Here is a 15,975-nt window from a genome sequence, read left to right as displayed (position 1 = left end):
CAGGAATGTAAGCGGACATTTGTCCGTTTACAACGAAAGTTATTGATGTTCGTGTATGTCTGCCACTATGTATTGTACAGGGTATACTATATACGGTCAACGATAGACAAAAAGAGAGAAATTAATCGGATGGAGGGATTACATGTCTTCACAAGCAACATCGAAAGAAACAGAAGCCCCGTTCTCAATGCGCAGCATTCTGGGGCCGCTGATCGCGATTGTCGTAGGTATTTTCATGGTTATTTTGGACGGAACAGCGGTTAACGTTGCACTTCCTAAGCTGCAAGAAGAATTCAATCTGTTGAACTTATCGCTCGTTCAGTGGACGGTCATTGGTTATGCCTTAGCACAAGCCGCGGTTATTCCATTGGCAGGTTGGTTATCGGATCGTTTCGGTGCCAAGAAAATTTTCCTGATTTCCGTAGGTCTCTTCACAATAGGCTCTGGTCTATGTGCGCTAGCGAACTCGGTTGAAATGTTGATTGCTTACCGTATCATTCAAGGACTAGGCGGCGGTGTTGTGGTGCCGATTGCAATGGCATTCATTTATCGTCTATCTCCTCCAGGTAAAGTAGGGGCTGTTATGGGGATGATGGGGATTCCGATTCTACTGGGTCCTGCTCTTGGTCCTGTTATTGCAGGTTGGTTAGTTGAGTATCACAGCTGGCAGTGGATTTTCCTTATCAATTTGCCTATTGGTGTCATTGGTATTATTTTAGGTATTCGTACATTGCCAAATATGCAGCGTCAAAGCGTTGCTTCTCTAGATTTGTTGGGTATGTTGTTAGGGCCTTTAGCTTTCGCGGCACTTGTTTATGGTGTTTCCAACGGTGGTATTGATCCAATTACGGGGAAATCCACATGGACAGATGCAGATACGCTGATCGGTTCTGGCGTTGGTGTCATTTCACTTATCCTATTCATAATTGTTGAATTGAAACAGAAGAATCCACTTTTGGAGCTTCGCGTATTCCGTTCAGGGAACTTCACGAAAGGGATTATCGTTCAATGGATTTCACAAATTGCCATGTTCGGTACGATGTTCCTTGTCCCTCTATTCTTACAACAAGCACATGGTTACAGCCCATTGAAAACAGGATTGATCATGCTTCCTCAAGCTTTGGCTTCCGGATTGTTCATGCCAATCGGGGGTAAGCTGTCCGACCGTTTCGGTTCTCGTCCGCTCGTTGTAGCGGGAATGGTACTAACAACGATTTCGGCATTCTTGCTTTCCAATATTTCCGGTGATTCCGGAGTGGGTACGGTTATGCTGCCGCTTACGCTTCTGGGAGCGGGTATGGGACTATTCATGATGCCGCTGAACAATCACTTGATTCAATCGGCACCACAGAATTTGGTTGGTCGTGTAACGTCTTTGACGAACGCGGCGCAGCAAGTTATGATGTCTTTCGCGATTGCGATCTTGATGACGATTTTCAGTACGAAATTTAAGGATTTGATGGTTGAGTCAGGCGCACAAAAGCCAGATGTAGGCTTATATGCTTCTGCATTCGGACATACGTTCCTCATTTTGCTGGGTATCGCTGTTGTTGGTGGGCTGCTTGGTTTGATGCTGCAGAAACCTAAGAAAATTGAAGGCGATTCAGAGAATACGGCTGAAATTCCGATGATGATTGGTCATTAATCCGTAAGTTTGGACGTATATAGGAGCCGCTCCTCAAGGTCAATTGACTAGGGGGGCGGCTTTTGTCTGTTACAACGAGGCGGCTGTACGGTGAATCAAATATAAGCGCTTTAGTGATGAAAAACATCACTAAAGCTGAGGAACCGCGTTGATTTAGAGTGAATCTCCCGAGATAGTGATGAAAAACATCACTAAAGCTGAGGAACTGCGTTGAATCTGGGTGAATCTCCCAAGTTAGTGATGAAATACATCACTAAAGCCACAGAAACGCGAAAACGTGTCTTCCATAGTGATGAAAAACATGCTTACAGATAGAGAAAAATACTCTCCTCTATATTTGCGTACAGAACGCACCACATATGTTACAATTGATGTTAAAACTTAAAAGAAGCTTCAACAAAGAAAGGGTGTTCGAGAAGATGGTTGTATCTGGTAAAGTGGGTTTGGAAGATATTATTAGAGCCAATCATGTGCTCAGCAAGGTGATTGAACCATCGCCGCTGCAACGCAATGAGCTGCTCTCTAACCAGTATGAATGTAACGTTTATCTTAAACGTGAAGATATGCAAATCGTGCGTTCGTTCAAAATTCGCGGAGCTTACAATGTGATTCAAAGCTTAACGGAAGAGGAACGCGCAGCGGGGGTTGTGTGTGCAAGTGCAGGCAACCATGCACAAGGTGTAGCTTATTCCTGTAAGCAGCTAGGCATTGAGGGCAAGATTTTCATGCCGACTACGACACCGCGTCAGAAGATTTCGCAAGTGAAGCTGTTCGGAGGCTCATTCGTGGAAGTCATCCTCGTTGGCGATTCCTTTGACGATTCTTCGACCCAAGCCAAGGCGTACTGCCTGAAAGAGAATAAAGTCTTCATTCACCCGTTCGATGATGTGCGTACGATTGCGGGGCAAGGGACTGTTGGCTTGGAAATCATGAATCAGATGCCGGAAACACCGGATTTCATCTTTGCAACGATTGGTGGAGGTGGACTAGCTGCCGGAGTTGCGACCTATGTGGCAAGTGTTTCACCGCGGACGCGCATTATTGGTGCAGAGCCAGAGGGTGCGGCCAGCATGACGGAAGCATTGAAACAAGGCGCGGTCATCAAATTGCCTTCCATTGAGAAGTTTGTTGACGGCGCAGCTGTCGCACAAGTGGGTGAGATGACTTTTGACATCTGTAAAGACAAGCTAGAGGATATCGTCATCATTCCTTCTGGCAAAGAGTGTACAACCATTCTGGAGCTCTACAACAGCAACGCGATTGTTATTGAGCCTGCAGGGGCGCTTCCAGTGGCAGCGCTGGATGCATACCGCGAACAAATTCGCGGCAAGAACGTTGTCTGTATCATTAGCGGTGGAAACAATGACATCGACCGGATGCAGCAGATCAAGGAGAGATCCCTTGTCTATGAAGGCTTAAAGCACTACTTCGTCTTGAATTTCCCCCAACGAGCAGGAGCTCTGCGTGAATTTTTGGAGGAAGTGCTGGGGCCTTCCGATGACATCACGCGTTTTGAGTATACGAAGAAGAATAATCGTGACGATGCACCCGCGCTGGTAGGGATCGAGCTTAAGAATAAAGACGATTACGCAGGGCTTATCGAGCGCCTTTCTCGTAAGGATTACGGCTATATTGAGATCAATAAAGATCCAAAACTATTTAATTTGCTAATCTAGGATTTGATAACACGTGAGTGTCATAAAATTAACATGGAGCAATCTAGATTTTATTAACCGCTGGTTGTATAATCAATAATCGGGGCTTAGAACCTATATTGTCGGCAAAAACAAAATGGACATGTTAACTTGTGTGACATGACGAATTACGTGAATCGTTGATAGATTTGCTTCTCTGTTTGGAATCAAAATGATACACTTAATTTGAAGTCAACTTACATAATTTAACTGAATTTGGTCAACCTACAGTGTGGGCTTCATAGTTTCAATTAAATGATGATACGATGGGGGTAAAATCGATGAAGAAGATTTTTTCAACAGTTCTGATGACTGTAACGGTTTCTGCATTAGTGATTTCCGGTTGTGCCAAAAAAGAAGAGACAGGTTCATCCGCATCACCAGCAGCAAGTGCAGTAGCTAGCGACAACACAGGCAAGGACTTCAAAATCGGCATGGTTACAGATATCGGTGGGGTTAACGACAAATCCTTTAACCAAAGCGCTTGGGAAGGCTTGACACTACTGAAGAAACAAACAAGCGCTAACGTGAAAAACCTTGAAAGTAAAAGCGATGCAGACTACACGCCTAACTTGAATCAATTCGTTAAAGATGGCTACAACCTGACTTGGGGTATTGGTTTCTTGATGGGTGACGCAGTTAAAACGGTAGCAACTCAAAACCCGAACGCAAAACTTGCGATCATTGATAATGTAGTAGAAGCTCCAAACGTAGAGTCCGTTACTTTCTCCGAGCAAGAAGGTTCCTACCTTGTTGGTGTGGTAGCAGGTCTTACAACAAAAACGAATAAAATCGGTTTCGTTGGTGGGATCGACATTCCGGTTATCAAACGTTTCGAAGCTGGTTTCGTAGCTGGCGTTAAAGCGGTAAAACCAGATGCTAAGATTCAAATCAACTACACAGGTGCTTTCGACAAGCCTGATCTTGGTAAAGCAGCAGCAGCAACGATCTATAACGATGGCGCTGATATCATTTTCCACGCAGCTGGATCCACGGGTAACGGTGTATTCAATGAAGCGAAAGATCGTGCGAAAAACGGTAAAAAAGTATGGGTTATCGGTGTAGATAAAGACCAATCTCTTGAGTTTGGCGACGAAGTTACACTAACTTCCATGTTGAAACGTGTTGACTCCGCGGTGCTTCGTGTATCCAAAGATGTTATTTCAGGTAAATTCCAAGGTGGCAAAGTTGTTACGTTGGGTCTGAAAGACGATGGTGTAGGCCTTCCTGAAACATCCAAGAAAAACGTTTCTGCTGACATCTTGAAAAAAGTTGACGAGTACAAAGCCAAAATTATTAGCGGCGAAATCAAAGTTCCTGAAAAACCATAAGCGTCGATCCGACGTTACTGGTAAGAACGATAGGTTTGCTTCTGTACAAACAAGGCTAGTTATACTAACTAGCCTTGTTCTTTAGTTTTAATGGAAAATGGGAAACAAATAATAAAAAATTGATCATTAGGGTGATCTTATGAGTGAAGCAGTCCCAGTTGTTGAACTTCGCAACATTACGAAACGATTTCCAGGCATTGTTGCTAATGATGCTATTAGCCTGAAGCTGCAAAAAGGCGAAATTCATGCCTTGCTTGGCGAGAATGGTGCAGGAAAGTCAACACTGATGAACATTGTGTTCGGTTTATATCAGCCGGACGAAGGTAGTATCCATGTACAAGGCAACGAGGTTTTTATCGACAGTCCGAATCGAGCGATTGAGCTCGGCATCGGGATGGTGCATCAACATTTCAAGTTGGTACAACCATTTACAGTAACTGAAAATATCATTTTGGGGATGGAACCCAAACGTGGTATGAATGTGGATATCCGAACAGCACAAGATAAAGTGCGCAAGCTATCTGAGCAATATGGTTTACGTGTGGATCCAAAAGCCAAAATCGAAGACATTTCAGTCGGTATGCAGCAGCGTGTCGAAATATTGAAAACGCTGTATCGCGGCGCCGATATTTTAATTTTTGATGAGCCTACAGCTGTACTAACGCCGCAAGAAATTAGTGAATTGATGGTCATTATGCGTAACCTTGTGAAAGAGGGCAAGTCCATTATTCTCATTACACATAAGCTGAAAGAAATTATGGAGATTGCCGATACAGTGACGATTATTCGTCGTGGTAAAGTGATTGATTCCTTGGCATGCGCCCAAGCGAATCCGCAAATTCTGGCCGAGAAGATGGTCGGACGTGATGTCTCCTTTAAAGTTACTAAAGAAGCAGTAAAACTTGGAGAACCTGTTCTCCAAGTGCAAGATTTAATGGTGCGTAATCAACAAGGATTAGCTTCGCTTAAAGGGCTTAATTTTGAAGTGAAAGCTGGCGAAATTCTAGGTATCGCGGGTGTAGATGGCAACGGTCAAAGTGAACTGATCGAAGCATTGACGGGCTTGCGTACCGTGGATGAGGGTAAAGTGCTGCTCATGGGCAGTGACATAACGAATCAGACACCGCGTGAGATTTCGGAGGCAGGGCTGTCGCATATCCCTGAAGATCGGCATAAACACGGGCTTGTGCTTGATTTTACAATGAGTGAAAATATGGTGCTCGAAACGTATTTCCACCCTGCGTATAACAAAGGCGGCTTCTTGAACTATGACGCGATTGATAAGCATGCGGAGGCGTTGATTAAGCAGTTCGACGTGCGTACACCAAGTATTTACAACAAGGCACGCTCCTTGTCTGGCGGTAATCAGCAAAAGGCGATTATTGCAAGGGAAATATATAAGAATCCGAATCTGTTGATTGCGGCGCAGCCGACGCGTGGTTTGGATGTTGGTGCGATTGAATTCGTTCATCGGATGCTGATTGAGCAGCGGAACAAAGGGAAAGCCGTTCTGTTGATTTCTTTTGAATTGGATGAAATTATGAATGTTTCCGATCGGATTGCTGTTATCTACGAAGGACAGATTGTGGGCGAAGTGATGCCGCAGGATACGAACGATCAGGAGATTGGTCTGCTGATGGCGGGCAGTAAGCGCACGGAGAAAGGAGCCCTTCATGAATAAAATTGTTCGCGTTTTTACAAGTGAATCAGCGGTCAATCCCCTTGTGGCGATTGTGCTGGGGCTGCTATTCGGAGCGCTTGTCATGCTGGCTGGCGGTTACAATCCTATTGCTGCGTATGGATCATTGTTCTCTCGGATTTTGGGCAGTCCGTACGATATCGGGGAGTCGATTCGGGCGATTACGCCACTTATTTTAACCGGATTATCTGTTGCCTTCGCTTTCCGTACTGGGTTGTTCAACATTGGTGCGGAAGGGCAGTTCGTGATGGGGATGACGGGGGCTACTTTTATTGGTGTCAAAATCCATGGTCTGCCATGGATCATCCATGCTCCCCTTGCGGTTATTGTCGGTGCGTTGGTTGGTGGTCTTTGGGGGGCTATTGCCGGTTATTTGAAGGCGAAGCGTGGAGTTAACGAAGTGATTACCACGATCATGTTGAACTGGATCTCCTTATTCCTGTCCAACTATATCGTGAACACGTTCTTACTTGAGCCGAAGCAGCAACGTTCGTATATGATTCAAGACTCGGCCTCACTCAGTATCGGCTGGTTGTCAGAAGCGATGAACCATGCGAGGCTCCACTGGGGGACCTTGATTGCCATTCTGGCAGCAGTCGTCTTCTACTTGATTCTTTGGAAAACGAAGCAAGGCTACGAACTGCGTGCCGTAGGGCATAATATCGATGCCGCTAAATATGCGGGCATGAACGTGAATAAGAACATCATCAAGGCAATGTTCATCTCTGGTGTGTTTGCTGGACTTGCTGGTGTATTCGAGGTTCTTGGTGTCTTCCATTATCAGGTCGTTGCGGCAGGCACACCTGGGTATGGGTTCGATGGTATCGCGGTATCCTTGCTCGGGGCCAACAATCCGATAGGCGTTGTGCTGGGCGCTGTCCTTTTCGGCGGCTTATCTTATGGTTCTGCGGGGATGAGCTTTGGTGCAGATGTACCACCAGAAATTATCCGTATTGTCATCGGATCGGTGATTTTCTTCGTCGCTACCCAAGGTATTGTCAAATGGGTACTGATCCCGTTCTACGGCAAACGCAAGAAAGAGAGGGCTTCGTAATATGGACCTGCTCAGTATGCTTAATGCGTTCTTCACGAAATTCAGTGAACTTATTAATACAACGCTGGTTTATTCCACAGCGCTAATCTTCGGGGCTTTAGGTGGGATTTACTCGGAGCGCTCCGGTATCGTCAATATCGGGATCGAGGGTCTGATGGTTTCCGGCGCATTCGCTTCCGCGGTTGGCGCTTACTACGCGGAAGAAGCGAACATGGGGATCTGGTCCCCGTGGATTGGACTCTTGTGCGCGCTGCTATTCGCACTGATCTTCGCCTTGATTCACGCGGTTGCGACGATTTCGTTCAAAGCGAATCAAGTTATCAGTGGTGTGGTTATTAACTTCTTGGCAGCTGGCGTAACGTTGTATTTGGTGAAAGTATTGTTCAATGGTGCGGGTCAAACCGAAACCCTGAATGATGTATTCTCCAAATGGGAAATTCCGCTTCTCTCCAAGATTCCGTATATCGGCTATGCACTCTTTACTGCCTATCCGACGACGTATATTGCGTTAATCCTAGTCTTCGTGACGTGGTATGTGTTGTTCAAAACACCATTCGGCCTGCGTCTGCGTGCCGTTGGTGAGCATCCGAGTGCCGCGGATACGGTTGGGATCAAAGTGAAGCGCGTACGTTATCTCGCTGTACTGATCAGCGGTCTGCTCGGCGGTCTCGGCGGGGCGACGATCACGCTAACGACAACGAGTGCGTTCTCGCATAACACGATCTCGGGTCAAGGCTTTATTGCAATGGCCGCGATGATTTTCGGCAAATGGCATCCATTTGGCGCACTGGGCGCCGCGGTATTCTTCGGGATGGCGCAAGCGCTAAACAATTTCATGCGGTTGTTCGATTTCTCCAAAGACATCCCGCAGGAATTCCTCTACATGCTGCCTTACGTACTGACAATCCTCGTATTGGCTGGGGCCGTGGGACGTGCGAAAGCACCGTCCGCACTGGGTGAGCCGTACGATCCGGGTAAGAGATAGCGTAAATGAAACATGCAAAGCCAGAGAGCAATCTCAAGGCAATGCATGTTTTTTTTGACATAAAAGAAATTTATATGTTTTGGGTTTGGGTAAGCGAAGCTTTCCCCTTCATCTATAATCAGACTTCACTTTATCTGATTTCGGCTTTCCCACCCGGCTAAATGGAAAACATACAGTTAATTATCGCAAATTCCTCCGAATTTCACGATTAGATGGAATTTATTATGTGGTTAAATCATTCGATTTCATCCGTATTCTCTTGAAATCTTGAAATTACATGGATAATTTCTAGTTAAATCACGGAAACACGAAATAGACGTGAACTTAGCTGTACAAAATACAGTTACTCTAGTGTTTGGTCCACGGCTGCCCGCATCCCTGCACGAGAGAGGAGCGCCAACGTGGCTGCCGTACAACCCATTTCTTGTATTTCTCCATAAACAACGCTCCGTCCTTGAAGGACGGCGGATGCGTTTAATTTGTGTAAAGATGTCGAAATTTGAAGGATAATTGTCGAAAAAAGGCGAATGACCTCATACCTAATTCTTTAATTTAAAAATTTTATTTAGTAAGGAAGGACTCCATTATGCCTGTTATGAGAAATCTATTTCGTATGAAGTCGCTGAAAATGAAAATGACGTTACTGCTATTAGTGGTATCCATTATTCCACTTCTTATTTCTACGCTCATTTTAAGTTCCGAGTCCACTTCCACCATTGAATCAGAAACGATGCAGCATCAGAAACAAATGGCAGCATTTAATACGACTGAAATCAATTCCTGGTTAAATAGTAAAATTGCTTCTATACAATCCGTTGTTAAGACGCATCCTGAATTTATGGGTGGCGATGTGGGGCTGGTTATGCCTGTACTGAAGGTGATGGCGGAGAGCGATCCAGAAGTATATCGTTTTGCTTATGTAGATGCGAAGGGAATGTCCATGGATACCGCAGGTGGCAAGGTCGACACCACCAAGTTTGAGAATTATAAAAAAGCCGCAGCAGAGAAGAAAGTGGCTGTTTCCGATATCATTAAGGAGGAAAGCACGGGCAAGAGCATCCTCATCATTGATGTCCCTCTGGTTGATAACGGCGGCGTCTTCCGTGGAATTGTACAGGCCTTCGTGAGTCCGGAGCAAATGCAGTCTATTATGAAAATGATTGTTTTTGGAGAGACGGGTTATGGGTATCTGCTTTCGCCAAGTGGGACGTACTTGGTACACCCCAAGAAAACAGGGCAGAAATTGGAGGAATCCTCCACGCCTGAGAAGCTAGATCTTTATAAAAAAACGGTGTTCGCCGAAAAGGAAGGCTATATAAAGTACAAGGAGCCAGACGGGACTGCGAAATCCGCTGCTTACAATACGATTGAAGTGACAGGCTGGAAGCTGCTCCTAACTGCTGAAGAATCAGAAGTATTCCAGAAAGTAGATCATATTAGGAATGTAAGTTACTTGATCGTCGTTATTTCTGCCTTACTTGTTGCTGCGTTAGCTATCGTTATATCTCGCATGGTCATTCGCCCCATCCTAACGATTTCCTCACTTATGCAGCAAGTTGGACAAGGTGATTTATCCAGTCGATTGAGCGAACGGGGGACTGACGAAATCGCCGTCATGCGCAGCAACATTAATGCTATGCTGAATGCTTTCTCCGCGATGATTACTAAAATATCGGATGCAGTTTCACATACGGCTGCTTCTTCGGAGCAGTTGACTGCGATCGCAAGCGAGTCAACGAGAGCATCCGACCACATTAAACAAGCTGTTCAAGGAGTTGTGCAAGGATCTGAAGCGAACTACGAAGCCTCAGAGCAAGTAGCAACTGCGATGGGTGAGATGGCAGCAGGTGTTCAGAAAATTGCCGAGTCCTCTGCCAATGTTTCGGAAACAGCACAAAATGTTGTTCAGGAAGTTATTCGTGGGAATGCTGAGATCCAGCAGGCCATTACTCAAATGAACAGTGTTAGCCGATCTGTTATGCAGACAGCTGGAGTTATGCGGGATTTGGAGGAGAAGTCGGAACAAATACGGCAAATTGTCGGTGTTATTTCTGAGATTGCATCACAAACGAACCTGTTATCCTTAAATGCATCGATTGAAGCAGCAAGAGCAGGGGAACATGGTAGAGGCTTCGCAGTTGTGGCCAGCGAGGTGAAGAAGCTTGCTGAACAAACCAGTAAGGCGACGGTGGACATTACCACAATGATCGGGGAAACGATTCATGCAACGAAAGAGGCCTCTACTGCCATGCAAGGTGGTTTAGCCGAAGTCGAGAAGGGGTCCGCACTAGTGGAGACAGCAGGAGATGTCTTTCATTCCATTCATGGCTCCATACAGATGGTTAATGACCAGATCCAGGAAGTCTCGGCGGCAACTCAGCAGATTTCCGCTGGAACAGAGGAAGTTGCAGCATCTTCACAAGAAACAGTCCGTATCGTTAAGAAGGGATTAAATGAGTTACAATCCATTTCATCGTTAGCATCTGGGCAACTGCAGTCTATGGAGGAAATTACTTCATCGTCAGAGTCACTTAGCGAGCTAGCAGTGGAACTACAAGAGCAAATCAGCCAATTTCGGTTGAAATAACGGTAGAACATCTCTTCCTTTTGTCGGAAGAGGTGTTTTTTACGTAAAGAAGGTGCGTGCCATTAGTCCTTTTATACTATAGCCATAGGTGTTATGTTATAATCGGCAAAGAAGGGTGATTACAAATGAAAGCGATTACTTTGATGAAGTCGATGTGGACTTTTATCATCATCATTGCTTTATTAATAGCAGTTATTGGAACGAACTTCTATCAGATGTTTGCCCTGAAGGGGACTCTTGACCATGTCAAGACGAATTGGATGCCGAGTATTGCTAGAATTGTAGAGATGCAAGAGCTCATTACACAAGAAAGAGTTCTTTTGCATAAAATGTTGCTCGAAACGGATAAGAATGCCCTTCTTACCTTGATTACCTCTTATCAGGATGTCCGTCGACAGTTTGATGAGAAGTATCGAGGCTACGAGTCTTTCATCAACTCCGAGAGTGAAAAACAGATTTATATGGAAGTGTCGGATAAAACGATAGATTACTTGCAGAAGGGTCAGCTTATCATTGATGCCGTCCAATCTGGTGATTATATCATGGGGAAGACCTTGTTGGACAAGCTTGCACCGAAACGAGAGCAAGCCGATGCGAGCTTACATAAGTGGATTGATTACAATTTGATGGGAACCCAAAGGGATGTAGATCGGACCTCCAATCAGCGTGAGTTAGTACTTTGGATGGGGAGCATTTTCACGATTGTGGCGATTGCCATTGGGGCTGCTCTTGCCTTGCAGACGCGTTCTGTGAGAAGGAAGGGCGAACAGAAGTTGATGAAGGAGAAAGAGAAGGCCCGAAGCTATCTCGATCTCATTGATGTCATGATTGTCGTATTGGACCGAGATGGCAGAATTGAGTTGTTGAACCGCAAGGGATACTCGGTGCTAGGTTATGAGGAAACGGATACCTTATGTAAGAATTGGTTTGAAGTTTGTGGGCCAGAGAATCTAGTAGAAATGCGGAAAGAGCGCTACCAGGAATTCATGGAAGGCGATGCTTTGTCGGACTATTTTGAATCGCTCATCGTAGATAAATTAGGTGAAGAGCGCCTATACGGGTGGAGCAATAACTTGATTTGGACAGAAACCGGAGAAGTGGGCGGCGTTATCTTTGCGGGTGTCGATATTACCGAACGTAAGCAGGCTGAAGAGACGCTGAATCAGTACAAAGATCACCTTGAAGTGTTGGTGGAGGAACGTACATCAGAGCTGGAAACCAAGAATTTGCTTCTTGCTGATGCCAAGGAATCCGCCGAATCTGCTAATCGGGCGAAAAGTGAATTTCTGGCGAATATGAGCCATGAAATCCGCACACCGATGAACGCCATCATTGGATTGAATTATTTGCTCCAGCAAACGGAACTCACGGAGCGGCAGAAGGATTACGTCGGGAAGACGGTGCTCTCGGCCAAAAGCTTGCTGACGATCATCAGTGATATTCTCGATTTCTCGAAAATTGAGGCGAAGAAGATTGTGCTGGAGCGTATCGATTTTGATTTGTATGAAATTATGAGCAATATATCAAATATCATCGGATTTTCGCTGTATGAGAAGKGGTTAAAGCTGCATTTCTCCATCCATCATGAGGTCCCTCAAGTCTTGAATGGTGATCCGTTCCGATTGAATCAAGTTTTACTTAATTTGGTGAATAACGCTTTAAAATTTACGGATGAAGGTGAAATCGCGATTGCGGTAAGTGTTTCTTCACAAGATGACAGTGGGGTTTCACTTCGATTTGAAGTAAGAGATACAGGCATTGGGATGACACCTGCGCAGCAAGCATTATTGTTCCACGGATTCACACAAGCCGATATGTCAACGACCCGCAAATACGGGGGAACAGGCCTTGGCCTAGTGATCAGTAAGAGTATCGTAGAGTTGATGCAAGGGGAGATTCACGTCGAGAGCGAGCTGGGGAGGGGGAGTTCTTTCATCTTCACAGTGAGGTTCGAAGTAGGCTCTGAGCACTTATTCAGTGCACCAGTAGCTTCCTATTTAAAATTTCTGCGAGTGCTCCTCATTTGCGATGACGAGGAAATGCGGCTTGTTCTGAAGAGTCAGCTGGAACAGTTCCAATTCATTGTTAATGCCGTAGATACCGCTCAAAGCGCCTTGGAACAAATTAGCACTAACGGTCGTTATGATCTGGTTATGATCGATTGGAGGCTTCAGGATGAGAAAGCACACACCTTGGCTGAGAAAATAAAACTGGAGAATGCGACACCCGTGCAAGTGATCGTACTGATCAGTTCGTATCATGAGTCGGAGCTTCAGCTGAAATTTCAGTCAGCATCTGTGAAAAAGCTGCTCTATTATCCAATGAGCCAGTCGCAGTTATATAACCAGATAACGAACTTGTTCCAAGAGCAGCTGCAGATGAAGATCGCATCGCCACAGGGTGAGAGTGAAACCAAGAAACTGCACATGCTCCGTAACACGGAGGTCTTGCTAGTGGAAGACAATGAAATTAATCAACAAGTTGCGCAGGCCATTCTTCAGGAGATGGACATTCATGTAGACGTAGCAGAGAATGGCATCGAAGCGTTGAAACGAGTTGCTACTAAGCGGTATGATGCCATTTTGATGGATTTGCAGATGCCGCTCATGGACGGCTTTGAGGCGACGAGAAATATAAGGGATTTCGATCAAGAGACACCGATTATCGCGATGACTGCTGATGCTATGCAGGGAGTCAAGGAGCAGGTCATGGAAGCTGGCATGGATGCGTATATTTCCAAGCCGTTTGAACCTATTCAGCTATTCAGCGTCTTACAGCGAACGATTCAGAGCTCGCGTGGGAGAGGGTATGCTGAAGTCGCAGCATCGAAGCAAATAGAGGCGCTGCCTGTCTTGAACGCGGCGGAGGCACTAGGGCGCCTTGGACAAAATGCGAACCTCTACGAGCGGATTTTGCACAAGTTTGCAGCGAATCACGCGAACGCCATAGATGAGATACGAGAGGCGATTAAGAACATAGACTATCCCGAAGCGCTGATGCTAGCTCATACGCTGAAAGGTGTGGCTTCCAACATCGGAGCAACGCCGCTCAGTCATACAGCTGATGAGCTTCAAACGGCGATCCATCAGGGTTCAGTCGGATTGCTGGAGGAGCTTTTGGAAACTGCCGAGGGTAGGCTGGAGCAGGTTAATCAGGCCATTATCGCGTATTTGGCAGCAAATGCTCAAGAGAAATAAATGACAAATGACCCGCAGGAGTGACATTTTTTTGGAAATGCCACTCTTGTCGGGTCATCATTGCGAGTTGAGGCTATTGGGATTAGTTATTTCTTCAAGGGTGTTTCCGTTTTGTGTTCAATTACTTGTGATACTTTTGGTTCAATAGCTTTTGACATTTGCTCAATGGAAGAATTGCTTTTAGGAGTATTACCATTGTTTTCGCCTTGCATTTGTAAAACGGCTTGCGTTTGTGCAATGACATCAATCACTTGTTGCTTAGAGATTTGTTTAGCTGCAGCAATTTCTACAACAGATTTACCTTTAGCTAATTCTTCTTTTAATTCTGTTGCGCTAATTTGTAGTAAAGAAAGCAGGTTTGCATCATTTAAATAAGCATCAGCAAAATAATCAGGTTTACCATCTTTAGAGAATAAGCCTTCTACTTTCATAGTTGAAGCTGTAGTCTCGCCTCCTATCAGAGAAAGACTGATGGTATTACCTTGAACAAATACTTGATAGAACGGTGTTTTTGATCCTTTTTTCGTGTAATTCAACATTAACGTTTTCTGATCCGGGTTCTCCATTTGCTCCATAGCAAACTCGTACTCTTCGATGTGGCCATACAGGTTAGTAATGAGATAATCTACCTTAGCCTTGATTTCCTGATCGTTTAAAGCAATGAGTGGCTTGTCCTTAGGCTCCCAATTCTCTTGATTCACATGTTCAATCTTACCTGTACTGCTGTTGGTATGTAGGATGAACTTTTTTCCAGTTCCACCTTTTTCCTGGAGTATGATGCTGGTTTGAACACCTTGAACTTGGCTAGCATCGATGATCTCGAACGATTTTGTTTCGGGAAAGGCGCTATACAGCTTCTCGAGTGTTGCATGGCCAACCTTATCTACTTTAACTTGTTCAGCAGTCATTGGTGTTCTAGTAAGCATTTCAATTAGGGTAGGGGCAGCGAATGCTGCGGTCGGAATCAAAAGTGCAGCAGCAACGATGCCACCAATTAGTCGTTTTTTCATGTTTTTTTTGCTCCTTTTTGGTTGGAAATAGTCCGAATAGGATTGTTCTATTCGTTTAGAAATGGCCGGGGGACACGTTATTTTCTCTGCCTCATTGTGCAGATGTTCACGGATTTTGCCTTCAATAGTCATTGATCTGTTCCATCCTTTCCAGGGGGAGATTCCATATAGTTTTTCGAAGCGCCTGGAGAGCAGCATGATATCTGGACTTGACTGTACCTAGCGGTATATCAAGCAGAGTTGCAATTTCCTCAAGCGTATAGTCGTGAAAAAATCGAAAGATAATCACTGTCCGCTGTTTATCGGTCAGTTTTCGCATGGATTGCGATATCATGTGATTCGTCTCATCCATCAAAGAAGTATGTTGATCCCAATGAGGCTCTTCCCGCGAGAAAGCACGGATGCGTTCGAAAATTCGGAATCTCCGCCAGCTCTTGACCCGAAACCTCTGCACCTGACGAATGACCAAGCCGTGTAGCCAGAAGTGGAAAGGACGGTTCGTATCGTAGTTAGCAAGTGAGGTCCACATTTGCATATAGATCTCATTCATGACATCTTCTCGGTCCTGCTGATGATCCACCAGGAAGGAAACTGTCCGATAGATGTCTTGATAGGTGGCATCGTACATCGCATGAAACGCCTGTTGATCTCCATCTTTCATTTTTATAAGTAATTGGTACATGAATTCATTTTGCATTCGGAGGGCCCTCCTGAGTTAGCTTACACCCTATATTGTCTCTCAATCGGAAAAAGGTTCGGTTTTATTTTAATTT

General features: G+C 45.2%; 10 protein-coding genes. 8 read left to right on the top strand and 2 right to left on the bottom strand.

What is annotated here, in order from left to right:
* Window positions 1-142: 142 nt before the first annotated feature.
* From AB4114_RS17915 to AB4114_RS17880, 8 genes are all read left to right on the top strand, one after another.
* A complete protein-coding gene (locus AB4114_RS17915; RefSeq protein ID WP_441989688.1) occupies window positions 143-1,645 on the top strand; it encodes an MDR family MFS transporter in 1,503 nt (500 codons plus the stop codon).
* A 419-nt stretch (window positions 1,646-2,064) separates the two neighbouring features.
* A complete protein-coding gene (ilvA, locus tag AB4114_RS17910) occupies window positions 2,065-3,321 on the top strand; it encodes a threonine ammonia-lyase IlvA (protein WP_441989687.1) in 1,257 nt (418 codons plus the stop codon).
* Window positions 3,322-3,620: 299 nt separating this feature from the next.
* Window positions 3,621-4,670, top strand: coding sequence for a BMP family lipoprotein (locus AB4114_RS17905; protein WP_441989686.1), 1,050 nt, complete (start codon window positions 3,621-3,623; stop codon window positions 4,668-4,670).
* Between the two features lie 139 nt (window positions 4,671-4,809).
* Window positions 4,810-6,351 carry an ABC transporter ATP-binding protein gene (locus tag AB4114_RS17900; protein WP_441989685.1) on the top strand — a complete coding sequence of 514 codons (1,542 nt, stop codon included), beginning with the start codon at window positions 4,810-4,812 and terminating at the stop codon, window positions 6,349-6,351.
* Entirely contained in the window at window positions 6,344-7,423 is a 1,080-nt protein-coding gene (locus AB4114_RS17895) for an ABC transporter permease (protein WP_171638258.1), read from the top strand. Before AB4114_RS17900 ends, AB4114_RS17895 begins: the two co-directional genes overlap by 8 nt.
* Before the next feature lies 1 nt (window position 7,424).
* Window positions 7,425-8,408, top strand: coding sequence for an ABC transporter permease (locus AB4114_RS17890; protein ID WP_441989684.1), 984 nt, complete (start codon window positions 7,425-7,427; stop codon window positions 8,406-8,408).
* Window positions 8,409-8,994: 586 nt separating this feature from the next.
* The gene (locus AB4114_RS17885; protein WP_441989683.1) at window positions 8,995-10,995 is read left to right on the top strand and encodes a methyl-accepting chemotaxis protein; all 2,001 of its coding nucleotides are present in this window, start codon (window positions 8,995-8,997) and stop codon (window positions 10,993-10,995) included.
* A 125-nt stretch (window positions 10,996-11,120) separates the two neighbouring features.
* On the top strand, window positions 11,121-14,192 hold the full coding sequence (locus AB4114_RS17880) for a response regulator (RefSeq protein ID WP_441989682.1): 3,072 nt from the start codon (window positions 11,121-11,123) through the stop codon (window positions 14,190-14,192).
* A gap of 86 nt (window positions 14,193-14,278) precedes the next feature.
* On the opposite strand, the gene AB4114_RS17875 is transcribed toward AB4114_RS17880, so the two are convergent.
* Window positions 14,279-15,334 carry a hypothetical protein gene (locus tag AB4114_RS17875; protein ID WP_441989681.1) on the bottom strand — a complete coding sequence of 352 codons (1,056 nt, stop codon included), beginning with the start codon at window positions 15,332-15,334 and terminating at the stop codon, window positions 14,279-14,281.
* Window positions 15,324-15,899, bottom strand: coding sequence for a sigma-70 family RNA polymerase sigma factor (locus AB4114_RS17870; protein WP_441989680.1), 576 nt, complete (start codon window positions 15,897-15,899; stop codon window positions 15,324-15,326). The genes AB4114_RS17875 and AB4114_RS17870 overlap by 11 nt, the downstream gene beginning before the upstream one ends.
* Between the last annotated feature and the right edge of the window lie 76 nt (window positions 15,900-15,975).

The sequence above is a fragment of the Paenibacillus sp. 2RAB27 genome (assembly GCF_052115445.1).
Lineage (GTDB): Bacteria > Bacillota > Bacilli > Paenibacillales > NBRC-103111 > Paenibacillus_E.
This window is presented reverse-complemented; position numbering and strand designations above follow the sequence as displayed.

Excerpts from the sequence above, each read along its gene's own strand:
- AB4114_RS17915 (WP_441989688.1), top strand. The coding sequence starts at position 143 with ATGTCTTCACAAGCAACATCGAAAGAAACAGAAGCCCCGTTCTCAATG.
- ilvA (WP_441989687.1), top strand. The coding sequence starts at position 2,065 with ATGGTTGTATCTGGTAAAGTGGGTTTGGAAGATATTATTAGAGCCAAT.
- AB4114_RS17905 (WP_441989686.1), top strand. The coding sequence starts at position 3,621 with ATGAAGAAGATTTTTTCAACAGTTCTGATGACTGTAACGGTTTCTGCA.
- AB4114_RS17900 (WP_441989685.1), top strand. The coding sequence starts at position 4,810 with ATGAGTGAAGCAGTCCCAGTTGTTGAACTTCGCAACATTACGAAACGA.
- AB4114_RS17895 (WP_171638258.1), top strand. The coding sequence starts at position 6,344 with ATGAATAAAATTGTTCGCGTTTTTACAAGTGAATCAGCGGTCAATCCC.
- AB4114_RS17890 (WP_441989684.1), top strand. The coding sequence starts at position 7,425 with ATGGACCTGCTCAGTATGCTTAATGCGTTCTTCACGAAATTCAGTGAA.
- AB4114_RS17885 (WP_441989683.1), top strand. The coding sequence starts at position 8,995 with ATGCCTGTTATGAGAAATCTATTTCGTATGAAGTCGCTGAAAATGAAA.
- AB4114_RS17875 (WP_441989681.1), bottom strand. The coding sequence starts at position 15,334 with ATGACTATTGAAGGCAAAATCCGTGAACATCTGCACAATGAGGCAGAG.
- AB4114_RS17870 (WP_441989680.1), bottom strand. The coding sequence starts at position 15,899 with ATGCAAAATGAATTCATGTACCAATTACTTATAAAAATGAAAGATGGA.